This is a genomic window from Polynucleobacter sp. MWH-UH23A, assembly GCF_040409805.1.
GTDB lineage: Bacteria > Pseudomonadota > Gammaproteobacteria > Burkholderiales > Burkholderiaceae > Polynucleobacter.
In genome coordinates, this window is the sequence record NZ_CP099572.1 from 504,085 (window position 1) to 524,448 (window position 20,364).

Annotated in this window: 22 protein-coding genes; 14 read left to right on the top strand and 8 right to left on the bottom strand. The window is 46.0% G+C overall.

The genetic code is table 11. The annotated features are described in order from the left end of the window. Positions 1-4: 4 nt before the first annotated feature. On the bottom strand, positions 5-1,285 hold the full coding sequence (locus NHB35_RS02725) for a lytic murein transglycosylase (protein ID WP_353432872.1): 1,281 nt from the start codon (positions 1,283-1,285) through the stop codon (positions 5-7). Between the two features lie 71 nt (positions 1,286-1,356). Between NHB35_RS02725 and NHB35_RS02730 the strand changes: the two genes are divergently transcribed. The 5 genes from NHB35_RS02730 to NHB35_RS02750 all read left to right on the top strand — a co-directional run bounded on the left by NHB35_RS02730 (position 1,357) and on the right by NHB35_RS02750 (position 7,568). Beyond that, a complete protein-coding gene (locus NHB35_RS02730) occupies positions 1,357-2,277 on the top strand; it encodes a histone deacetylase family protein (protein ID WP_353432873.1) in 921 nt (306 codons plus the stop codon). Between the two features lie 35 nt (positions 2,278-2,312). After that, positions 2,313-3,965 carry an acyl-CoA synthetase gene (locus NHB35_RS02735; protein ID WP_353432874.1) on the top strand — a complete coding sequence of 551 codons (1,653 nt, stop codon included), beginning with the start codon at positions 2,313-2,315 and terminating at the stop codon, positions 3,963-3,965. Between the two features lie 96 nt (positions 3,966-4,061). Continuing rightward, complete coding sequence (locus tag NHB35_RS02740; RefSeq protein ID WP_353432875.1) at positions 4,062-4,811, top strand: electron transfer flavoprotein subunit beta/FixA family protein; 750 nt, start codon at positions 4,062-4,064, stop codon at positions 4,809-4,811. Then, positions 4,812-5,747, top strand: coding sequence for an electron transfer flavoprotein subunit alpha/FixB family protein (locus NHB35_RS02745; RefSeq protein WP_353432876.1), 936 nt, complete (start codon positions 4,812-4,814; stop codon positions 5,745-5,747). Between the two features lie 33 nt (positions 5,748-5,780). Beyond that, complete coding sequence (locus tag NHB35_RS02750; RefSeq protein ID WP_353432877.1) at positions 5,781-7,568, top strand: acyl-CoA dehydrogenase; 1,788 nt, start codon at positions 5,781-5,783, stop codon at positions 7,566-7,568. 38 nt (positions 7,569-7,606) lie between these two features. Here the strand turns inward: NHB35_RS02750 and NHB35_RS02755 are convergent, their stop codons facing one another. Beyond that, positions 7,607-8,053, bottom strand: a complete 447-nt coding sequence (locus NHB35_RS02755; RefSeq protein WP_353432878.1) for a hypothetical protein — start codon at positions 8,051-8,053, stop codon at positions 7,607-7,609. A gap of 26 nt (positions 8,054-8,079) precedes the next feature. After that, the gene (locus NHB35_RS02760; protein WP_353432879.1) at positions 8,080-8,610 is read right to left on the bottom strand and encodes an META domain-containing protein; all 531 of its coding nucleotides are present in this window, start codon (positions 8,608-8,610) and stop codon (positions 8,080-8,082) included. Between the two features lie 223 nt (positions 8,611-8,833). On the opposite strand from NHB35_RS02760, the gene rpsP reads away from it, so the two are divergent. From rpsP to NHB35_RS02790, 6 genes are all read left to right on the top strand, one after another. After that, the gene (gene rpsP, locus NHB35_RS02765; protein WP_173955254.1) at positions 8,834-9,079 is read left to right on the top strand and encodes a 30S ribosomal protein S16; all 246 of its coding nucleotides are present in this window, start codon (positions 8,834-8,836) and stop codon (positions 9,077-9,079) included. 91 nt (positions 9,080-9,170) lie between these two features. After that, on the top strand, positions 9,171-9,749 hold the full coding sequence (gene rimM, locus NHB35_RS02770) for a ribosome maturation factor RimM (RefSeq protein WP_353432880.1): 579 nt from the start codon (positions 9,171-9,173) through the stop codon (positions 9,747-9,749). A 16-nt stretch (positions 9,750-9,765) separates the two neighbouring features. Beyond that, on the top strand, positions 9,766-10,512 hold the full coding sequence (gene trmD, locus NHB35_RS02775; protein ID WP_353433375.1) for a tRNA (guanosine(37)-N1)-methyltransferase TrmD: 747 nt from the start codon (positions 9,766-9,768) through the stop codon (positions 10,510-10,512). A 147-nt stretch (positions 10,513-10,659) separates the two neighbouring features. Next, positions 10,660-11,052, top strand: coding sequence for a 50S ribosomal protein L19 (gene rplS, locus NHB35_RS02780; RefSeq protein ID WP_353432881.1), 393 nt, complete (start codon positions 10,660-10,662; stop codon positions 11,050-11,052). 65 nt (positions 11,053-11,117) lie between these two features. Next, positions 11,118-11,855 carry a CoA pyrophosphatase gene (locus NHB35_RS02785; protein ID WP_353432882.1) on the top strand — a complete coding sequence of 246 codons (738 nt, stop codon included), beginning with the start codon at positions 11,118-11,120 and terminating at the stop codon, positions 11,853-11,855. After that, positions 11,852-12,811, top strand: coding sequence for a CobD/CbiB family protein (locus NHB35_RS02790; RefSeq protein WP_353432883.1), 960 nt, complete (start codon positions 11,852-11,854; stop codon positions 12,809-12,811). The genes NHB35_RS02785 and NHB35_RS02790 overlap by 4 nt, the downstream gene beginning before the upstream one ends. Here the strand turns inward: NHB35_RS02790 and rsgA are convergent. Together rsgA and NHB35_RS02800 are read right to left on the bottom strand one after the other, a co-directional pair. Further along, positions 12,756-13,769 (bottom strand): ribosome small subunit-dependent GTPase A, encoded by a 1,014-nt coding sequence (rsgA, locus tag NHB35_RS02795; RefSeq protein WP_353432884.1) that lies wholly within the window; start codon positions 13,767-13,769, stop codon positions 12,756-12,758. The genes NHB35_RS02790 and rsgA overlap by 56 nt on opposite strands. 24 nt (positions 13,770-13,793) lie before the next feature. Beyond that, on the bottom strand, positions 13,794-15,050 hold the full coding sequence (locus NHB35_RS02800) for a M48 family metallopeptidase (protein ID WP_353432885.1): 1,257 nt from the start codon (positions 15,048-15,050) through the stop codon (positions 13,794-13,796). Between the two features lie 15 nt (positions 15,051-15,065). Here NHB35_RS02800 and orn point away from each other — a divergent pair, with 15 nt between their 5' ends. Then, positions 15,066-15,677 (top strand): oligoribonuclease, encoded by a 612-nt coding sequence (orn, locus tag NHB35_RS02805; protein WP_353432886.1) that lies wholly within the window; start codon positions 15,066-15,068, stop codon positions 15,675-15,677. A 24-nt stretch (positions 15,678-15,701) separates the two neighbouring features. On the opposite strand, the gene mog is transcribed toward orn, so the two are convergent. Further along, complete coding sequence (gene mog / locus NHB35_RS02810; RefSeq protein ID WP_353432887.1) at positions 15,702-16,325, bottom strand: molybdopterin adenylyltransferase; 624 nt, start codon at positions 16,323-16,325, stop codon at positions 15,702-15,704. A gap of 26 nt (positions 16,326-16,351) precedes the next feature. Between mog and pmbA the strand changes: the two genes are divergently transcribed. Together pmbA and dctP are read left to right on the top strand one after the other, a co-directional pair. Beyond that, a complete protein-coding gene (gene pmbA, locus NHB35_RS02815; protein ID WP_353432888.1) occupies positions 16,352-17,698 on the top strand; it encodes a metalloprotease PmbA in 1,347 nt (448 codons plus the stop codon). A 77-nt stretch (positions 17,699-17,775) separates the two neighbouring features. Beyond that, positions 17,776-18,870, top strand: a complete 1,095-nt coding sequence (gene dctP, locus NHB35_RS02820) for a TRAP transporter substrate-binding protein DctP (RefSeq protein ID WP_353432889.1) — start codon at positions 17,776-17,778, stop codon at positions 18,868-18,870. Between the two features lie 68 nt (positions 18,871-18,938). Here the strand turns inward: dctP and NHB35_RS02825 are convergent, their stop codons facing one another. Both NHB35_RS02825 and NHB35_RS02830 read right to left on the bottom strand, forming a co-directional pair. Next, a complete protein-coding gene (locus NHB35_RS02825; protein ID WP_353432890.1) occupies positions 18,939-19,610 on the bottom strand; it encodes a carboxylesterase in 672 nt (223 codons plus the stop codon). 15 nt (positions 19,611-19,625) lie between these two features. Beyond that, positions 19,626-20,270: an energy-coupling factor ABC transporter permease gene (locus NHB35_RS02830; RefSeq protein ID WP_353432891.1), complete on the bottom strand. Its 645-nt coding sequence runs from the start codon at positions 20,268-20,270 to the stop codon at positions 19,626-19,628. Between the last annotated feature and the right edge of the window lie 94 nt (positions 20,271-20,364).

Genomic DNA, 20,364 nt, shown 5'->3' on the forward strand with positions numbered 1-20,364 from the left:
CTGATTAGTTTGCTTTTGATTTTTTCTTAGCGCCAGATTTTTTGCTGCTCTTACTTTTGAGTTTATCAGTGGCATCTTTAGCGCTATTCGTTTTCTGCGAAGACTCTACAGGTACAGCACTTTGGTTTTTGTACCCTAAAGCTTCCGCAAACTCCGCCACACTTTGAGCGTAGAAATAGCTACGGTTGTATTGCACGATTGTCAGAAAATTATTGAGGCCAACAAAGTATTGCGCTTGATCTGACCCATCTTTACCTGGATAAGGCAGATCTACAATGAGCCCTTTGCTCTGGGGCTCCACACCACCACGTTGCAAATCACCTTGCTGTGGACTAAGAATTCCCTTTTGGATTAACTCGGCAACAGTGTGTTTCAGTTGTGGCTCTCCATCCGCTAATTCCTTGGCGGCACTTAAACCGCTTTCTTGTACCGGGAAGGAGATAGGCATTCCTGTTTGCCAGCCATGCTTTTTCATGAAGTTCGCAACGCTAGCAATAGCATCTTTCGGACTCTGTTTTAAATCAATGCGACCATCACCATCCCCATCGATTGCAAAGCTACGAATGCTGCTAGGCATGAACTGAGGTAAGCCAATAGCTCCAGCGTAAGAGCTATTTTGATTAAGACAGGAATTAAAACGACTTTGATTAATACCCTGAGTATTTTTGGCTGGCAACTGACCACCTGCTTCTGTCCAGCACAACAAAATAAGTTCTTGAAGCTGATCTTTAAAAAGCTGCTCTCGAGCAGTTTTGTTTGGGGTATACGGATAGCTGAAAGCTAAGGTTGATAAAACGTCTTTCACCCGAAAATTACCAGTTTGCCGACCATAAATCGTTTCAATGCCAATAATGGCGGCAATCACTTCAGCTGGTACCCCATAGGATTGCTCAACCTGACCCAAAAACACTTGGTTTTCCTCTAAAAAGGCCTTTCCAGCCTTTAGGCGGATTGGCTCAATGAAACGCTTGCGGTAGGCTAACCAGTTCTTCTTGAAGGTTCCCGATGGGGGTAATACCAATTTGCGGATCGAGGGAATCGTTTTAGCATCTATAAAGCCCATTTCTAGGGTCTGAATAGGGATTTCCTGGGTTTGGGATACCTGATTGAGCAGGGCATTCAGGCTTTGGCTATAACGCGCCTCGGTGGCTGCATCATCCGCCTGGTTTACGATGGTTTGCTGGGTACTACTTTGCTGTGGGGGTGTGCTTGTGCAGGCCCCAAGAGCGAGTAGCGCTAGTAAGAGCAGTGGGAAGTGGATGCGCAAGCAGGAATTTGGGGACATAGGTTTTAACGAATTAAGCAATATTGATTAGATTATAAAAATTACAGTTTTGCTATTAAGGATTTAGGTAAATGACAACAGGATACATAACTCATCCCGATTTTCTGAAACACGAGATGGGCAGTCATCACCCAGAATGCCCAGAGCGTATTCAGGCAATTAACGATCAGATGATTCGTAGTGGTATCGATCACCTCCTGCATCACTTGGAAGCGCCGTTGGCTAGTGAAGATCAGCTCGAATTGGTGCATAGCCCAGACCATATTGCTTTTGTAAAAGAGCAGGCGCCACAGAGTGGGTATGCGATGCTCGATGGCGACACCATTATGAATCCGCATACTTGGCAAGCGGCTCTAAGAGCAGCAGGTGCTGCAATTGCAGGGGTTGATGCCGTAATGAAGGGTGAAGTTGAAAATGTATTTTGCGCTGTAAGACCTCCAGGTCATCACGCTGAGCCAACTCGCTCTATGGGTTTTTGTCTCTTTGATAATGTTGCCATTGCTGCACGTTATGCGATGGAGGCTTATGGAATTGAACGTGTAGCGATTATTGATTTTGATGTGCACCATGGCAATGGTACGGAAGCAGCATTCTTTAATGACCCTAGCGTATTAATGTGCAGCATTTTTCAGCATCCGTTTTACCCCTACAGTGGTCTAGATCATGCGAATAACATGGTCAACGTACCCCTGCCTGCCGCCACTCGTGGCGATGTGGTGCGTGCGGTAGTAGAGGAAAGGTGGTTGCCAGCATTACGTAATTTTGAGCCACAGTTAATCATTATTTCTGCGGGATTTGATGCGCATCGTGAAGATGATTTGGGTCAGATGGGATTAGTAGAGGATGATTATGTGTGGATCACTAAACGCTTAAAAGAGGTAGCACATGAGTTCGCCAACAATCGCATTGTCAGTTGCCTTGAGGGTGGTTACAACCTATCCGCCTTGGGTCGTAGCGTCGTTGCGCATGTGAAAGCCTTAGCTGATATTTAAAAGATTAAAAATAAAACTGTTATTGAAAGCAAAAGATGGCAAATATTTATGAACAGGGTCTAGAGCGTAATTCTGCGAATTACACCCCGATTACTCCACTGTTGTTCTTAGAAAGATCGGCGGAGATTTATCCTAAAAAAGTAGCCATCGTGCATGGCAAGTTACGTCAGACTTGGGCCCAGACCTATGATCGTTGTCGTCGCTTGGCAAGCGCCTTGCAAAAGCATGGGATCGGCCTTGGCGATACCGTTGCCGTTATGCTTCCTAATACGCCTCCTATGGTGGAGGCACACTTTGGCATTCCGATGGCTGGTGCGGTGTTAAATGCCTTGAACACCCGCTTAGACCCAGAGTCTGTTGCCTTCATGCTCAATCACGGCGAAGCCAAGGTAGTAATCGTTGATCCAGAATTTTCTGGTGTCATGAAAAAAGCACTTGAGATTGCCAAGAAAGATAGTGGCCGTGATTTCTTGGTCATTGATGTGGAAGAAAAAGAATTTGATGTGCCAGGTGAGAAGTTGGGCAAGTTAACTTATGAACAGTTACTGGCCGAAGGCGATCCACAATTTGCATGGCAAGTTCCTGCAGATGAATGGCAAGCGATTTGCTTAAATTACACTTCTGGCACTACCGGTAATCCAAAGGGTGTGGTGTATCACCACCGTGGCGCAGCGATTAATGCTGTATCCAATGTTCTAGACTGGGATATCAACAAACATCCAGTGTATTTGTGGACACTACCAATGTTCCATTGCAATGGTTGGTGTTTCCCATGGACGATTGCGGCGCGTGCGGGTATTAACGTCTGTTTACGTCGTGTAGATGCGCAACATATTTTTGCCGCTATTAAAGAGCACGGTGTGACGCACTACTGTGCGGCGCCGATTGTGCATAACTTGCTGGTGAATGCCCCAGACGAACTCAAGGCAGGTGTGCCTGCGGGCGTCAAGGGTTTGATTGCAGGGGCCGCACCTCCCGCATCCATTATTGAGGGTATGGAAAAGTTGGGCTTCGATTTAACCCACGTATATGGCTTAACAGAAGTGTATGGTCCGGCTGCAGTTTGTGTGAAGCAAGATGAGTGGAATGACATGGATATTGGTGAGCGTGCTCGTTTGAATGCGCGTCAAGGCGTGCGTTATCACATGCAACAAGCGATTGATGTATTAGATCCAGAAACAATGCAACCTGTTCCTGCCGATGGTGAAACCATGGGCGAGATTATGTTCAAAGGCAATATTGCCATGAAGGGCTATCTTAAGAATGAAGAAGCCACCAAAGAAGCGTTTGAAGGTGGGTGGTTCCATTCAGGGGATTTGGCGGTGAAGAACCCAGATGGTTACGTCAAGATTAAAGACCGCAGCAAAGACATCATTATTTCTGGTGGCGAGAATATTTCTTCGATTGAGGTGGAAGATGTTCTTTATCGTCACCCAGCAGTGATCGCTGCGGCGGTAGTGGCTAAGCCAGATCCTAAGTGGGGTGAGACGCCCTGCGCTTTCTTGGAAGTCAAGCCTGGTGTTGAGGTAACACCTGCTGACATCATTGCCCACTGCAAAAAACATTTAGCTGGCTTTAAGGTTCCCAAGGCGATTGTGTTCGGGGAGCTGCCAAAGACATCAACAGGAAAAATTCAGAAGTTTGAATTGCGCAAGCAAGCTGGTTCTGCGGCTGCAATTGATGTCTAGTTTGCGATGATGGGGCGTTAAAATAAGCATTAACCCATTTTTAAGTAAATTTTCAGTTTGTTTTAGTTTGTCGTCATTAAGGATTGTGAAAGTCAGATGAAAATCTTAGTAGCTGTAAAGCGTGTAGTGGATTACAACGTCAAAGTACGTGTGAAATCCGATAACTCCGGTGTGGACATTGCCAACGTCAAAATGAGTATGAACCCTTTTGATGAGATTGCGGTGGAAGAAGCTGTCAGAATCAAAGAAGCGGGCGTAGCAACTGAGGTAGTGGTAGTTTCTGCGGGTGTTACGCAGTGCCAAGAGACTCTCCGTACCGCTCTAGCGATTGGAGCTGATCGCGCTATTTTGGTTGAAACCGATGCAGAGTTGCAGCCTTTGGCGGTAGCTAAGATTCTCAAAGCTCTCTCCGAAAAAGAGCAGGCTCAAATCATTATTTTGGGTAAACAAGCAATTGATGACGATAGTAATCAAACTGGTCAGATGCTAGCAAGCCTCATGGATATTCCGCAAGCGACATTTGCCTCTAAGGTGGTAGTTGCAGATGGTAAAGCGACTGTGACTCGTGAAGTTGATGGTGGCTTAGAAACGATTGCACTCTCATTGCCAGCAGTCATTACTACTGACCTACGTTTGAATGAGCCACGTTATGTGACATTACCAAACATCATGAAGGCCAAGAAAAAGACTATTGACACAATTACCCCAGATAGCTTGGGTGTTGATATTGCTCCGCGTCTGAAAACTCTCAAAGTAGAAGAGCCACCTAAGCGTAGCGCCGGCGTCATGGTTGCTGATGTGGCGGCTCTTGTTGAAAAACTTAAAAATGAAGCGAAGGTGATTTAAATGGCCGCACTCGTTATTGCTGAACACGACAATCAATCCTTAAAAGCTGCGACTTTAAATGCGGTAGCTGCCGCCTTGCAGTGCTCTCCAGAAGTGGATGTGCTTGTTGCTGGTAGCAGCGCCGATGCTGCTGCGGCCTCTGCAGCACAAATTGCTGGTGTGCGTAAAGTCATTCAAATCGACGCTGCCAATCTAGCTGATCAATTGGCCGAACCTTTAGCTGCGCAGATTCTTTCTGTAGCAAAAAACTATAGCCACGTATTAGCTCCTGCAACCGCTAATGGTAAGAATGTATTGCCACGTGTTGCTGCTAAGTTAGATGTTGCTCAGTTATCTGACATTACTAAAGTGGTTTCACCTGATACATTTGAGCGTCCAATTTACGCGGGTAACGCGATTGCGACAGTGCAAAGTGCAGACCCTATCAAAGTGATTACTGTGCGTACCACTAGCTTTGATCCGGTTGCTGCTACAGGTGGATCTGCCGCCGTTGAAAAAGTAACAGCGGCTGACAGTCAATCTTCCTCATCTTTTGTAGGTCGTGAGCTCACTAAGTCTGATCGCCCTGAATTGACTGCTGCCAAGATCATTGTGTCTGGCGGTCGCGGCCTAGGTTCTGGAGAGAAGTATCAAGAGCTCGTTGTGCCTTTGGCTGATAAGTTAGGTGCCGCTTTGGGTGCTTCGCGCGCTGCAGTTGATGCGGGTTATGTACCCAATGATTATCAAGTGGGTCAAACTGGCAAGATCGTTGCACCACAGTTGTATGTAGCCGTTGGTATCTCTGGTGCAATTCAGCACTTGGCTGGTATGAAGGACTCCAAAGTGATTGTTGCCATTAATAAAGACCCAGAAGCACCAATCTTTGGTGTGGCCGATTATGGTTTGGTGGCTGATCTCTTTACTGCTGTGCCTGAACTGACAAAGGCGCTTTCGTAATTCTGTAACTGATTTGAATTGATAGGAGTTGTAATGCCATATGTAGCCCCTGTAAAAGATATGTTGTTTGTGATGAACGAATTGGCGGGGCTATCTGAAGTTGTGGCTTACCCATCCTATGCAGAGGCAGGTGCTGATGTTGATTTAGCGCCAGCAATTTTGGAAGAATCGGCAAAGTTCAACCAAGATGTTGTTGCGCCACTCAATTGGCCTGGTGATCAAAACCCTAGCTCTTTAAAAGATGGTGTTGTAACTACAACACCTGGCTTTAAGGATGCATTCGAGCAATTTGCAGCCGCAGGTTGGCAGGGTGTGGTTCACCCTGCTGAGTTTGGTGGCCAAGGATTACCAAAGTTGATTGCAACCGCCTGCTTTGAAATGGTTCACTCAGCAAGCTTATCCTTTGCCTTGTGCCCTATGTTGACTGATGGCGCGATTGAGGCCTTGTTGACTGCTGCTAGCCCTGAGCTTCAAGAACGTTATGTGCCTAATATGATCTCGGGCGAGTGGACTGGCTCTATGTGTCTCACAGAACCACAAGCAGGATCTGATTTATCAATGGTTCGTGCGCGTGCCGTACTAGAGGGTGATGGTACCTATAAGATTTTTGGTACTAAGATCTTTATCACCTATGGTGAGCACGATATGGCCAAGAATATTATTCACTTGGTATTAGCGAGAACGCCAGATGCGCCTGAGGGTGTCAAGGGAATTTCACTCTTTGTTGTGCCTAAGTTCTTAGTTAAACCAGATGGTTCTTTGGGTGAGCGCAATGATGTTCATTGTGTTTCGATCGAGCACAAACTAGGAATTAAAGCCAGCCCAACAGCAGTATTGCAATTTGGTGATCACGGCGGCGCCGTTGGTTATCTAGTTGGTGAAGAGAATCGTGGCCTGGAATACATGTTCGTCATGATGAATGCCGCTCGCTTCGCAGTTGGTATGCAGGGTATTGCAGTGGCTGAACGTGCTTATCAAAAGGCGGTGCAATATGCTAAAGATCGTGTACAAAGTCGTGATCTAGCGGGGTCTCCTGGTCCCGTGGCAATTATTCATCAGCCTGATGTGAAGCGGATGTTGATGACGATGCGCACGTATACAGAGGCTTCTCGTGCGTTAGCTTATTACGCTGCAGCTGCGTATGATGCGCAACACGCTGCGCCTGATAATGCCGTACGCAAATCAAATCAAGCTTTATATGAATTCTTAGTGCCGATTGTTAAAGGCTTCTCAACCGAGATGTCGATTGAAGTTGCTAGCTTGGGTGTTCAGGTGCATGGAGGTATGGGCTTCATCGAAGAGACTGGTGCTGCACAACACTATCGCGATGCTCGTATCTTGACAATTTACGAAGGCACGACTGCGATTCAGGCGAATGATTTAATTGGTCGCAAAACCGTGCGCGATGGCGGAGCTACTGCCAAAGCATTCTCAGAAAAAATTGCGGAAACAGAAAAAGAATTAGCCGCTAGTGGCAGCGCAGATGCAAAAGCAGCCCTAAAGCAACTATCAATTGGCCGTGCTGCATTCGATGAAGCGGTTGCTTATATCCTGACTAATGCAAAAACAAATACTAAGGCAGTATATGCGGGTAGTTGTGCTTATTTGCGTTTAGCTGGCTTGGTGCTTGGTGGTTGGCAAATGGCTCGTGGCTTATTGGCTGCCGAACGTTTGCGTGACAGCGATCCTGCTTTCTACAATACGAAGATCGCTACTGCTCGTTTCTTTATGGAGAACTTGTTGCCTCAAGCTCAGGGTCTTGCAACATCCATAGTTGAAGGCGGTTATTCTGCAAACGCTTTGGAAGTAGAACAGTTCTAATCTAAAAACTTAGCAAGCAATTCAAAAGCTATCCGCAACTATTGGGATAGCTTTTTTGCTTCATAGATTTGAGAAATAAAGAATTGCTCAAATGCGATGGCTAGAAATGTCATCATGATGCCAGCACCAAACACGAGTGAGAAAATGACCGTCAATACAACTAGCCAGCCAGATTGATTGCGCTCATGCTCAGCAATACCAGGGTTAAATTGAGCATCCCACTTTTCATCGGGTCGTAATCCAAAGGTAATCGTAGTTAGCCAGCTTGCCTCCTGAGCAATGAATCCAAAAGTAAGCAGTACCCAGCCAGGCGCCGAATGAAAGTGTGCATCTTTGAGTAAGGACCAACCGATGATGCCGCCAAGTGTTGCTAGTAATTGTGACCAACCCCAAAATGATTTAAGACCAAGCAAATAGAAACAGTTAAAGCCGCTACCTGGAAAAAATAATCCGAGTGCGCAAAATATGAGTTTTGATTTTTTCATAATCATTAAGTTTTAAATCGTTTGTATTATTTATTTGTTGATTGACGTTGGGTAAAACTTAATACTTCACGATCGTTGCCAACCATGAGCAATTGATCGCCATTGCGAATGATGCTACGGTAGTCATTGAGTTGGTATAAAAAGTCATTCTCTAATTCCATACGCTGGGGGGTGCAAGCCATCTTAGTGCTGGCGATTTTGCTTAAGCTAAATCCACGTGAATCCTCATCCAGTTCTGCGGTAAAGCGATTGCAGCCTGTTGAACCGCTGACGCGTTGACCATTTGCATCAAAAGCAATTTGAATAGGGTTGCTCGCCTCTCCTTGGGGTATTTGACGGGCGCGGACCTCACCTTTGCTGTTGGGGGGTAGGTTCCAACGGGTGAGCTCCCAGCGGGTGTTACGTAACTCGCTGCTAGGCGGGCTAATTTTGGCGCCACAGGGTGGAATAACGTTGGCGCAGCCCCCGAGAAAGCCCAAGATCAAGACTAAAAAAGCCAGAAAAGGCCTTTTTGAGGTCTGACTGGTGGGTTGTAAATGGGGTGTTTTCTGGGGCATATTTATATAAGTTATTGTTTTATATGAGAATATTATTCAAATTTTGTATCTATTTTAATCTTCAAGGCGCTCAAATAGGTGGAAGAAGTAGGGGTTTTCGTCTAGAATATGAGGTTTTCCGCATCACCGTACATTTGTTGGTGAGCTGAAGCCCAAGATTTTTGAATAAATTTCCTTGGGTTGTAATCAACCAGTTTTCATTATTAGATTTTAAGGAATAAGTATGGTCGTCATTCGACTGGCACGTGGTGGCTCCAAGAAGCGCCCTTTTTACAGCATTGTTGCTACTGATAAGCGCAACCGTCGTGATTCGAACTTTATCGAGCGTATTGGCTATTTCAATCCAAACGCTGCAGAATCTGAGCAAGCAATGCGCATCGCTCAAGATCGTTTGACTTACTGGACTGGCGTTGGTGCACAAGTTTCTCCAACCGTAGTTCGTTTAATCAAAAACAATCCTGCTGCTTAATATCCTTTGCTAAGAACTTCATCATTTTGGTGAGGTTCTTGGTGATGCATTGGACTAGTAGTTTTATATTGGGAATGCGGGTGACTTACAAATGAGTACACCTTCCCTAAATGATTTAATTGAGCTTGGGGCCATCTCTGAGGCCCAAGGTTTACGAGGACAAGTGAAGGTTAGACCTCACTCATCAGATCCCGTAGCACTTCTTTCATCTAAAACTGTTTGGCTTTCCTTGATTCCCCGTAGGGATCTGAATACTTCTAACACCCCTGCAATAGAAGGCTCTAAGGCTTCATTGACTGAATACAAGGTACAGGGTGCAAAGATGCACAGTGGCAACGTAGTGATGACCTTAGATGGTGTTAGTGATCGGGATCAAGCCTTGGCACTTAAGGGCGCGCGTATCTTGGTTGCTCGTGATGCGTTTCCAAAAGCAGCCAAAGATGATTACTACTGGATTGATTTGATTGGATGCCATGCAATCAATTTGCAAAAAGAATCGCTTGGTGAAGTCATTGATGTCACTGAGAATGGGGCTCATGGCGTCATTGCCGTTGGCGATCTTGCCAAGAAAGAAGTTCGATATCTTGTTCCCTTTGTGAAAGAGGTAGTGCAAAGCGTAGACTTGCCAAATAAAGTAATCACGCTTGATTGGCAATTGGATTGGCAATAGACCTGTAAAACACAATATGCGCTTTGATGTAGTCACTCTCTTTCCGGAAATGTTCTCCGCACTAACGCAGTGGGGGATTACCGGGCGCGCATGCGAACAATCTTTGGCCAGCGTGCATTTATGGAATCCACGAGACTTTTGTAGCGATCCTCGCAAGACTGTTGATGATCGTGCGTATGGGGGTGGTCCAGGTATGGTCATGATGGCCAAGCCACTGGAAGCTACGGTAGCTGGAATTCGGGCTGCTCATACTGCGGAAGAGGTCAAAAGTGGCCCAATTTGTCTTTTGGCACCCCAAGGTGAGCGTTTTTCTCAGAAGATAGCGACAGATATCCTTAATTACGGTAATTTAACCCTCATTTGTGGTCGGTATGAGGCTGTAGACCAGCGTTTTATCGATCGAAATGTGGATTTACAGCTCTCAATCGGCGATTTTGTGCTTTCTGGGGGTGAAATTCCCGCTATGGCAATCATGGATGCGGTCATCCGCCTCATCCCTGGGGCTCTTGGGGATGGTGAATCTGCCGCTCAAGATAGCTTTATGAATGGTCTTTTGGATTACCCGCACTACACCAGACCTGAGATTTATGAAAATTTATCGGTACCAGACGTGCTTTTGGGCGGACATCACGCTAAAATAGCGGATTGGCGTCGGCAGAAGTCTTTAGAGCTGACGTTAAGGCTAAGGCCGGATTTAATTGAATCTGCCAGAGCCAATGGGTTGCTAACCCGAGAAGATGAACAATTTCTTCGCTCGCTGTGAATGCCTTTGCTTTGCTCGGTAGTACACGGTAGTGAATAGGTAGTTTTGTTTTTGGTTTAGTGAAATAGTTTTAACTGCATCCTCTGTTAGGTCCGTCAATTTTTAATTACGGGATAAAACGCTAACAAGATGTTTAAGGATTTAAAAATGAATTTAATCGCAAAAATTGAGCAAGAAGAAATTGCTCGCTTAAGTGCTAACAAGAATATGCCAAGCTTTGCGCCTGGCGATACAGTAGTAGTTAGCGTAAACGTTGTTGAAGGTACACGTAAGCGTACCCAGGCCTTTGAAGGCGTTGTGATTGCAAAGCGCAATCGCGGACTCAATTCAAGCTTTATCGTGCGTAAGATTTCTTCTGGTGAAGGCGTTGAGCGTACATTTCAAACTTACTCACCATTGATCGCTAGCGTTGAAGTAAAACGTCGCGGTGATGTGCGTCGCGCTAAGTTGTACTACTTGCGTGATCGCTCCGGTAAGTCTGCACGTATTAAAGAAAAGCTCCAAGCTCGTAACAAGCCAGAGGCTGCTGCCGCTGAGTAATTGCTGCTTTGATGCGAATAAAAAGGCGGCCTCGGTCGCCTTTTTTGTTGCCTTAGAATAGAACCATGTCAAAAACATCCATTCCTGAAGTAGGTGCAATTAATGTGGCCGCGCCTCCAGGCTTTGATGCGCAGGCTATCCCGATTCATCAAGTTTGCTCAGATCAAAAGAAGATTTCCCCAGAATTTTTAGAGCCTAAGGCTTTAAAAGCAAGGTTGCAGTCGCCTCCTCAGTGGGAACCAGAAATTACTGATGAGAATCGCCATGTCATTGCGGCCGATATCATTGCGCGTCGACAAGCCGCTGGCAAGGTAACTCGCGCGGCTGTGTTAATTCCTTTGCTATTAAAAGAAGATGGCTTATCTGTTTTGTTGACGCAAAGAACAAATCACTTGCGTGATCATGCTGGACAGATTAGCTTTCCAGGTGGTCGTATGGATCCAGAGGACCAAAGTCCTAATGAAACTGCTTTAAGAGAGAGTCACGAGGAGATTGGATTAGATCCTCGTCGCGTCGAGATTATTGGACATTTACCAGAATATTTGACTGTATCTGGTTACAGCGTTACGCCGGTAGTCGGCTTGGTGCAACCTCAGGCAGAATATGTATTAGATGAGTTTGAAGTGGCGGATGTATTTGAGGTTCCGCTACAGTTTTTGTTGGATCCTGCCAACCATCAAGTTAGACTATGGGAAAGCGAGCAGGGTGGCCGTCGTTTTTATTCAATGCCTTATGAGAACCGATTTATTTGGGGTGCTACTGCGGGAATGTTGCGTAACCTATATCATTTATTAAAAGTATGACTTTCTTTTCTATTCTCTTCGCCCTAATAGCCGAGCAATATCGCCCGGTTACTTCTCAACACTGGATTGTGCGTATGAGCACGCGCTGGTTGGATTGGGTTGCTAAAGAATTTGGTGGCAAAACAGAAGAGGGCGCCAGCCCAGTTGGTGCTCGCATGGCATGCTTGGTTGCTTTCATACTTCCAACCTTTTTAGCTTTTATCGTTTATGTCGTTTGTATGATGACATATCCGATTCTCGGATTTTTGTGGAACGTAGCGATCGCCTATTTATTTTTTGGCTTTCGTCAATTTAGTCATTCATTCACCTTGGTGCATGAGGCGATTGAAGCGCACGATTTACCAGCAGCGCGTGCTGCTTTAGGTGAATGGTATGGCCCCGAGTTGGACACCCCCGACCTTACTGAAACTGAGGTGATCTCATTAGCACTTGAACGCGCCATCATTGGCTCTCATCATCATGTATTTGGTGTGCTGTTCTGGTTCATGATGCCAATGGGTCCAGCGGGTGTTGTGCTCTATCGTTTAGCAGATATTGCCGCTCAACGTTGGTCAGAGCGTGGCGATTACAACCTAAGTGAATCCGCACGCCATTTCTTTTACGTGATTGATTGGATTCCGTCACGCATTACCGCGATGGGTTTTGCGATCGTGGGTAATTTCGAGGGCGCTGTGTATGCCTGGCGTTACCTCACGCAGAAGTGGTCTGATTCTTTGTCATCAGTGATCTTAGCTGCAGGTAGTGGTGCGCTTGGTGTGCGTTTGGGCGAGCCATTGAGCGAGCCAGATAGTGATGAGGCTTTGCGTATGGCTGAGGCTGGTGAGCCTCTGGTCTATGAGGTAGGTTTGGAGCCAACAGAACGCACGATGCGTTCAGCAGTAGGATTGGTCTGGCGCTTGGTTATCGCTTGGATGGCTTTGTTGCTAATGCTGACCATCGCTCTTTGGCTTGGCTAATTCCCTGAATTTGAATATCGGCAGTCTTTGAGTCCGATCGTAGTTGTCTGAATAGCGCTAGTCTTTCTGGCGCTATTTCATTTTTATCTACCGCATCACGAATTGCACAGTCAGGCTCTGATTGATGGGCACAGTTATGAAAGCGGCACTTGCCTAGTAAGTCTTTAAATTCTCTGAAGGCGTGCTGTAATTCGCTCACTGACATGTGGGCTAGGCCAAACTCCTGAAATCCTGGTGAATCTATGAGGGCGCCTAATTTGCCGTTGGCAGCTTTTCCCCAAGACTCTGGAAGCTCAAAGTAGCGACAGGCGGTTGTGGTGTGCTTCCCGGTATCAAGGCGCACAGAGTATTCCTGAGTAAGCGCCGCCGCATTGGGTACCCATGCATTGAGAAGACTGGATTTGCCCATGCCAGATTGCCCAACAAATACAGAGACTTTGCCTTGCAATATCGGACGAAGAGCATCAATCGAAGCCGGATCAAATTTTGCTGATACTTCGCTGACTGGGTAGCCCATACGTGCATAAGGCGCAATGATCTTGCGGGCATTTTCTAATTGATCTTTAAGGTCGCATTTATTGAGCAGAATGTGTAAGTCAATCTGATTGGCTTCAGCTGCTACAACTGCTCTACCCAATAGATCGGGAGAGAAAGCAGGCTGCGTAGCCAGCACTACTAATATTTGATCGACATTCGAAGCAATGATCTTGCTTTTAAATGCATCTGAGCGATACAAAATATTTTGGCGTGGCTCTATTTCAATAATGCGTGCTTGATCAGCGGAGGTCATCTCTAACAACATGCGATCACCCACAGCGCCGATATGTTGTTTTGCGGGTGTACTGACCTGAATTAGTGGGCCACTGGGGGATTCGTTGCCTGTGGCATCGCTCACCAAGCATTGCGCTAAATAATGTCTTCCATAAGAGGCGGTGAGTAGCGCGTGAAATTGATCCATGTATAAATGAATGAATAATGCTTGCTAGGATTTGCTAAAGCGCTGCAAGTTGGCGATGCGTAATGGCGCCGGTGGATGAGAGCTATAAAAAGCCGTATAGATTGGATCTGGTGTTAGGGTGGAAGCATTGTCTTGGTATAGCTTGACCAAGGCCGAGATTAAATCATTTGCCGATGATTTTTCTGCGGCAAATCCATCTGCCTCATATTCATGTTTGCGCGAGGCTAGGCTACCTAGTGGTGTAAAGAAAAAGCTAAACACAGGCGACACCAGCATAAACAGAGCTAAGGCGAGACCGCCGTTATAACCATTTAGATTTGGCATCACACCAAGATCGGTATAGAACCAAGCTTGAGTGCTGATCCAGCCTAGTAGCGCGAACATACCAAAGCTAAGTGCGAAGGAGGCGAGCAAACGTTTGCGGATGTGATTCCGTTTGAAGTGTCCGAGTTCGTGAGCAAGAACGGCTTCCACTTCTCCAGGGTTGAGTTTTTCAATGAGGGTGTCGAAAAACACAATGCGCTTGGCTTTGCCCATGCCAGCAAAGAAAGCGTTTCCATGGGCGCTGCGCTTGCTACCATCCATCACAAATAAGCCTTGGCTAGCAAAGTCACAGCGAGCAAGGAGTGCTTCGATTTGTGTTTTAAGCGGGCCATCTTCTAATGCTTGGAATTTGTTGAATAGAGGTGCTATGAATGTTGGAAAGATCCACTGCATGAGAAGGCTAAATGCAGTTAATACACCCCAAGACCATAGCCACCAGAGATCACCCGCTTTTGCCATCAGCGAAAGAATGACCCATAGCAATGGTAGTCCGATGGCGGCACCAAGAGCAACGCCTTTCACAAGATCTACAAAAAACAATTTTTTGCTCATGCGATTAAAGCCAAAGCGCTCTTCTAAATAAAACTGCTTATACCAAGAAAAGGGGAGATCAATGATGCCGGAGATAAGGGCAATTGAGGCTAGTAGTGCAATTTGCTGAGTAATGCCTGGGCCAAAATAATTTAATAAAGCAATATTTAAGATTTCAAGGCCACCCAAGAGAGTGAAGGCAATTAAAATGATGGCGCTGACACCGTTTTCTAAGATACCGAGGCGTAATTTGGCGATCGTGTAGTCAGCTGCTTTTTGGTGGTCAGCTAGGGTAATTTTTTCAGCAAAATCGACAGGTACTGCATCTCGATGCTTGGATACATGGCGAATTTGGCGTTGAGAAAGCCAGTGGCGCAGGCCAAAGCTAGCAATAAAAGCGATTAAGAAAATAGTAGTGAATGTCATGAGATCATTATAGATATGAGCGAACAAACCAACATAGCAAGCAATAGCGCACCTAAGAGTGCTCCTAAGCCCGCCCCAGCTAGCGAACATCTGATTTGGGTGGATATGGAGATGTCGGGCTTAAACCCAGAAACCGAGCGTATTTTAGAGATTGCCATCATCGTGACTGATGCGCATCTCAATACCATTGCCACTGCGCCAGTTTGGGTGGTACATCAAGATGATGCCGTGTTAGATGCGATGGACGCATGGAATAAAGGCACCCATGGTCGTTCGGGTTTAATTGATAAGGTAAAAGCATCTACGATGGATGAGGCTGCTGTTGAGGCAGAGTGCATCGCTTTTCTAAAAAAATATATTAAAGCTGGTATTGCACCGATGTGTGGAAATACGATTGGTCAAGATCGTCGCTTTATGGCGAAATACATGCCAAAGTTAGAGGCGTATTTTCATTATCGAAATATTGATGTATCAACATTAAAAGAATTGTGTAAGCGTTGGCACCCAGAGCTAGTGAAGGGCTTTACAAAAAAACAAGCGCATACCGCATTAGCAGATATTGAAGAATCGATTGAAGAGCTGAAATACTATCGCGATAAATTTATCGTGCCGCTACCACCGCAATAAGTTAAATAGCTAACCCCAGGGCGCCTATTTCTTAATTGCACTCTTTGGTCTAAAGGCTTTGATGACCGCTTCATTGGTTTCTATATATGGACCGCCAATGAGATCGATGCAGTAGGGGACAGCGGCAAAGATTCCAGGCACGATAGATTTACCGTTTTCATCCTTAAGGCCCTCAAGGGTCTCTGCAATTGCCTTGGGTTGACCCGGCAAGTTGATCACGAGGGCAGCGTGTCCTTCAATCTCACGAAGTACCGCAGTCTGCCTTGAAAGGATGGCTGTGGGTACGAATTTAAGGCTAATTTGGCGCATTTGTTCACCAAACCCAGGCATCTCTCGGGTGCCCGCTTCAAGGGTTGCCTCTGGAGTTACATCCCGTCTTGATGGGCCAGTGCCGCCAGTTGTTAAAACTAAGTCACAGCCAAAGTCATCAACAAGTTCAACGATGGATTCGGTAATGACTTCAGACTCATCGGCAATCAGTCGCTCATGGAAGGTGCAGGGGTTGCTAATCGCTTTCATGAGCCAGGTCTGCAGGGCAGGAATCCCCTCATCTTGATAGACGCCTTTGCTGGCTCTATCAGAGATGGAGATAAGGCCAATTTTGACCTCGTTTGGCGACTTACGCTCTAGGGCTTCGGTATGCTTCATGTTTCTATTCTAGCTATTATTGAGGCATGTTTACATATACATCTCACCAGTTTCAGGAAATTGTCGATTTCATGCTCAAAGAGGCCAAAAGAAGGGGTGCCTCAGATGCGGTTGCGGAAGTTTCTGAGGGTCAAGGTCTGTCAGTCACTGTTCGTAAAGGCGAGGTTGAAACGATTGAGCAAAGCTTAGATAAGCAAGTTGGAGTAACCGTATTTTTAGGGCATCGCCGTGGCAATGCCAGCACGAGTGATTTTTCTAAAGCATCATTAAAGACAACCGTTGAAGCTGCGTATCACATTGCCCAGCATACGGCTGAAGATGATTGTGCGGGTCCTGCCGAAGCGAAGTTGCTTGAAAAGAAGCCTAGGGATTTAGATTTGTTTCATCCGTGGGATATCGATGCCGCGCACGCAGTTGAAATTGCGCGATCAGCAGAGGGCGCCGCTTTTGCTGTGAGTAAGCAAATTCAAAATAGTGATGGCGCTTCGGTATCAGCACATCATGCGCATTTTATGATGGCAACCTCTCAAGGATTTATGGGTGGTTATCCATTCTCACGCCACTACATTTCTTGTGCGCCGATTGCAAGTCTTGGCGGAAAAAAATCTCAGATGCAAAGAGATGATTGGTATTCCAGCTCTCGTATTCCAAGCGAGCTAGCAGATCCCGCATCGATTGGGCGTTACGCAGCACAAAGAGCACTTTCACGTCTGAAGGCAAGATCACTAAGCACACGCCGTTGCCCAGTAATCTTTGAAGCACCTTTGGCTGCTGGCCTATTGGGTGGCTTGGTTCAAGCTGTCTCGGGTGGTGCTTTATATCGCCGTTCCAGTTTCTTGCTCGATAGCTTGGGCAAGCAAGTATTGCCAAAGCATGTCAGTCTTTTTGAAAACCCCCATCTCAAGTCAATGACTGGTAGTGCTCCTTTTGATGAAGAGGGTGTCAAAACTAGCGCACGCACAGTTGTTGATAAAGGTACTTTGCAAGGCTATTTTTTATCTACTTATTCAGCGCGTAAGTTGGGTATGAAAACAACTGGCAATGCAGGTGGCTCCCATCACTTGCGTTTGCAAAGTAAAAAAACGCCGAAGGGTGGATTGCCTGCACTATTAAAGGAAATGGGCACTGGCTTATTGGTAACTGAATTAATGGGGCAAGGTGTGAACTATGTCACGGGAGATTATTCACGTGGAGCGTTTGGGTATTGGGTTGAGAATGGTGAGATACAGTATCCAGTAGAAGAGGTAACCATCGCTGGTAACTTGCGCGATATGCTGATGGATATCGTGTCGATTGGCAGTGATTCGCTCATACGGGGAACCAAGGAGACGGGTTCAATCCTGATTGGTTCAATGATGGTTGGCGGAAAATAAGCAAAGTTATAGAATCAATAACAATCAACAGTAATCAATAAAAATTAATTACTCCAAAACATGGAAGGGAGATAACGATGCAAAGACGTTCGTTTTTAAAGAAGGCAACTGTAGGCGCTGGTGTTGCGGCTGGTGTAACTGCCCTTGGGGCCCCAGCAATTGCGCAGAGTTTACCTACCTTGAACTGGCGTTTGGTATCCAGTTTCCCAAAATCACTGGATACTTTGTATGGAACCCCTGAGGTATTTGCTAGTGCATTACGCAAAGCTACTGACGGCAAATTCAATGTCAAGGTATTTGCTGCTGGAGAAGTAGTGCCCGCATTGCAGGTATTGGATGCAGTACAAAATGGTACGGTTGAGTGTGGTCATACAGCGAGTTACTACTATCTTGGAAAGAACAGTGCGTTTATTTTTGATACTGCTGCCCCATTTGGACTTACAGCGCGTCAACAATCTGCTTGGATGTTGCATGGCAATGGCATGAAGCTAATGCGTGAACTCTATGCCAGCTACAACATCGTGAATTTCCTTGGCGGTCAAACTGGTACACAGATGGGTGGCTGGTTTCGTAAAGAGATTAAATCACCAGAAGATTTAAAGGGCTTGAAATTCCGTATCGCTGGTTTTGCTGGTCAGGTCTTATCAAAACTTGGTGTTGTGCCACAGCAGTTGCCTGCGGGTGAAATTTACTCTGCTCTTGAGAAGGGTACGATCGATGCTGCTGAATTTGTAGGTCCATACGATGATGAGAAATTGGGTTTAGCAAAGGTCGCTAAAAATTACTATTACCCAGCCTTCTGGGAGGGCGCTGCAGGACTTTCATTCTTAGTTAATAAGAAGCAGTGGGATTCATTACCGCCGTCTTATCAAGCGGCGTGGGAAGCAGCTTGCTATGAAGCGCATACCGATATGTGCGCCAAGTACGATGCTCTGAATCCCCCAGCTTTGCAACGTCTATTACAGAATGGCGCAGTTTTGCGTAAGTTCAACACTTCGATCATGGAGGCATGCTTTAAAGCAAGCCAAGAAACATACGCTGAAGAATCTGCAAAAAATCCACAATTTAAGAAGATTTTTGATGACTATCGTGCCTTCAGAAATATGGAGGCGCAATGGTTCAACGTTGCAGAGCAAGCTTTTGCGCAATTTAGTTTTAATAAAAAGCTATAAGTTCACCACAACTGCATTAATGAGGCGAAAGCTTCAAGCAAAAGGGCTCATTGAGCCCTTTTTTTGATTTAGCTAGAGGGTTTTATTAACACCCTTTGTAGAAAGCGAGAAATATCCATCAGTTCTTCGCGGTTGACGGAGTGCTCCATAGGGTATTCATTCCAATCTACCTCATAACCCAATTTCTCCAATACAGCGTAAGAAGCTTGGGCGCGTTCAGGTATGACTACTTGATCGAATTCGCCATGCGCCATAAAGATGGGTGTTTTAGAGTTGGCGGAATGTTTTTCTAGATGCAAGGTCATTGCTAGAGGGAGGTAGCCCGATAAAGCAATAATGCCGGCGAGTTTGTGTGGGAAGCGCAGGCCAATATGCAATGCCATAGCGCAGCCTTGAGAAAAGCCGGCCAAGACAATATTGTCATAGGCGATACCTCTGCTGTACTCGCGTTTAATCAGTTCTGTAATGGCGGCTGCTGATCGCAAAATGCCATCTGCATCTTCGCGATCCATGAGATTTCTACCGATGATGTCGTACCAGGCTGGCATGACATAACCTCCGTTGACGGTGACTGGCATGCTAGGGGCACTCGGAAAAACAAAACGAATTCCTGGGCAGCCTGTCAGCTGGAGTTCTGGAATGATGGGTACAAAATCATTGCCATCAGCACCAAGGCCATGTAGCCAAATGACGGCGGCACTGGGATTAGGAGCGGTTTCAATTTCGATACAAGGGAGCATGGTTTTGATAAGTGATTAACGGTTCATGTAGGCTGATTCATTGTAGGTCGATACCCAATTCGGTCTATAGATCAAGAAAATTGCCAATAGCATTCCTGATAAAGAGCCTTCCATGAAGGCAATAATAATGAGACCTAGTAGCCAGCCCTCAAGATCAATATGCGCACCCGCACTCGCAAATAGCATTTTGCCAATCAGAAGAGCTGTGCCCGATAAGATGACGCTCATAAAGGCAGCGACATAACCATTGCCTAGGATCAGAACAAATAAATGTTTGGGGATGTATTTTTGAATAGCCTTAATCGTTAGGTAGGCAAAAAAGGTGGGAAGCACGCAAACCATGAGGTAATGTTGTGCAGCTTCAATGAATCCTCCCTGAAATACAAATATGCCCAAAAAAGCAACGGGAAACAGAATGGCGAGTGCAATAGCAGGACCAAACATCGCCGTTAATAGCGCTGCTCCATAAAAGTGAAAGATCAGTCCATAGAATTTGCCGGGAGCCTGGCCAGGTAAAGTGGGTGAAACATTCCAGGCTATGGCTAAAAAAAGGATGGCTGCCAGCGCAAGAAGCGAAAGTGGTGGCCTAGAGAAGATTGATGGCGGACATTTCAAGAGCGCCCCGAGAAAGATAATCGCTGCTAAGCCTACCCAGATCATATTTGGTCTTATATATAAAGTGATAAAGAGATAAAGAGATCAAGTCAGTCTAATCAAATGAGGGATAAATCCCATCCGCACTTTCACTAGGCAT

Bases quoted from the DNA above. Each gene is read 5' to 3' on its own strand.
- NHB35_RS02725 (WP_353432872.1), bottom strand. From the start codon at position 1,285: ATGTCCCCAAATTCCTGCTTGCGCATCCACTTCCCACTGCTCTTACTA.
- NHB35_RS02730 (WP_353432873.1), top strand. From the start codon at position 1,357: ATGACAACAGGATACATAACTCATCCCGATTTTCTGAAACACGAGATG.
- NHB35_RS02735 (WP_353432874.1), top strand. From the start codon at position 2,313: ATGGCAAATATTTATGAACAGGGTCTAGAGCGTAATTCTGCGAATTAC.
- NHB35_RS02740 (WP_353432875.1), top strand. From the start codon at position 4,062: ATGAAAATCTTAGTAGCTGTAAAGCGTGTAGTGGATTACAACGTCAAA.
- NHB35_RS02745 (WP_353432876.1), top strand. From the start codon at position 4,812: ATGGCCGCACTCGTTATTGCTGAACACGACAATCAATCCTTAAAAGCT.
- NHB35_RS02750 (WP_353432877.1), top strand. From the start codon at position 5,781: ATGCCATATGTAGCCCCTGTAAAAGATATGTTGTTTGTGATGAACGAA.
- NHB35_RS02755 (WP_353432878.1), bottom strand. From the start codon at position 8,053: ATGAAAAAATCAAAACTCATATTTTGCGCACTCGGATTATTTTTTCCA.
- NHB35_RS02760 (WP_353432879.1), bottom strand. From the start codon at position 8,610: ATGCCCCAGAAAACACCCCATTTACAACCCACCAGTCAGACCTCAAAA.
- rpsP (WP_173955254.1), top strand. From the start codon at position 8,834: ATGGTCGTCATTCGACTGGCACGTGGTGGCTCCAAGAAGCGCCCTTTT.
- rimM (WP_353432880.1), top strand. From the start codon at position 9,171: ATGAGTACACCTTCCCTAAATGATTTAATTGAGCTTGGGGCCATCTCT.
- trmD (WP_353433375.1), top strand. From the start codon at position 9,766: ATGCGCTTTGATGTAGTCACTCTCTTTCCGGAAATGTTCTCCGCACTA.
- rplS (WP_353432881.1), top strand. From the start codon at position 10,660: ATGAATTTAATCGCAAAAATTGAGCAAGAAGAAATTGCTCGCTTAAGT.
- NHB35_RS02785 (WP_353432882.1), top strand. From the start codon at position 11,118: ATGTCAAAAACATCCATTCCTGAAGTAGGTGCAATTAATGTGGCCGCG.
- NHB35_RS02790 (WP_353432883.1), top strand. From the start codon at position 11,852: ATGACTTTCTTTTCTATTCTCTTCGCCCTAATAGCCGAGCAATATCGC.
- rsgA (WP_353432884.1), bottom strand. From the start codon at position 13,769: ATGGATCAATTTCACGCGCTACTCACCGCCTCTTATGGAAGACATTAT.
- NHB35_RS02800 (WP_353432885.1), bottom strand. From the start codon at position 15,050: ATGACATTCACTACTATTTTCTTAATCGCTTTTATTGCTAGCTTTGGC.
- orn (WP_353432886.1), top strand. From the start codon at position 15,066: ATGAGCGAACAAACCAACATAGCAAGCAATAGCGCACCTAAGAGTGCT.
- mog (WP_353432887.1), bottom strand. From the start codon at position 16,325: ATGAAGCATACCGAAGCCCTAGAGCGTAAGTCGCCAAACGAGGTCAAA.
- pmbA (WP_353432888.1), top strand. From the start codon at position 16,352: ATGTTTACATATACATCTCACCAGTTTCAGGAAATTGTCGATTTCATG.
- dctP (WP_353432889.1), top strand. From the start codon at position 17,776: ATGCAAAGACGTTCGTTTTTAAAGAAGGCAACTGTAGGCGCTGGTGTT.
- NHB35_RS02825 (WP_353432890.1), bottom strand. From the start codon at position 19,610: ATGCTCCCTTGTATCGAAATTGAAACCGCTCCTAATCCCAGTGCCGCC.
- NHB35_RS02830 (WP_353432891.1), bottom strand. From the start codon at position 20,270: ATGATCTGGGTAGGCTTAGCAGCGATTATCTTTCTCGGGGCGCTCTTG.